The following is a 445-nucleotide window of genomic DNA, read 5'->3' on the forward strand; positions in this document are numbered from 1 at the left end:
GTCGATGGCGTCTGAAGAACATTAATTTACCAACACTACTACGTTTTAACTGAAACAAACTGGAGACTGTCATGGAAAACCTGAATATGGATCTGCTGTACATGGCTGCCGCTGTGATGATGGGTCTGGCGGCAATCGGTGCTGCGATCGGTATCGGCATCCTCGGGGGTAAATTCCTGGCAGGCGCAGCGCGTCAACCTGATCTGATTCCTCTGCTGCGTACTCAGTTCTTTATCGTTATGGGTCTGGTGGATGCTATCCCGATGATCGCTGTAGGTCTGGGTCTGTACGTGATGTTCGCTGTCGCGTAGTAAGCGTTGCTTTTATTTAAAGAGCAATATCAGAACGTTAACTAAATAGAGGCATTGTGCTGTGAATCTTAACGCAACAATCCTCGGCCAGGCCATCGCGTTTGTCCTGTTCGTTCTGTTCTGCATGAAGTACG

Annotated in this window: 1 protein-coding gene; it reads left to right on the forward strand. The window is 48.5% G+C overall.

What is annotated here, in order from left to right:
• Positions 1-71: 71 nt before the first annotated feature.
• The gene (gene atpE, locus AC3DEV_RS17075) at positions 72-311 is read left to right on the forward strand and encodes a F0F1 ATP synthase subunit C (protein ID WP_488372886.1); all 240 of its coding nucleotides are present in this window, start codon (positions 72-74) and stop codon (positions 309-311) included.
• The last annotated feature ends 134 nt before the right edge of the window (positions 312-445 follow it).

The sequence above is a fragment of the Dietzia sp. IBK-p2-15D genome, assembly GCF_057773105.1.

What these genes read in the sequence shown, in the direction of transcription:
- atpE (WP_488372886.1), top strand. Translation starts at nt 72, where the DNA reads ATGGAAAACCTGAATATGGATCTGCTGTACATGGCTGCCGCTGTGATG.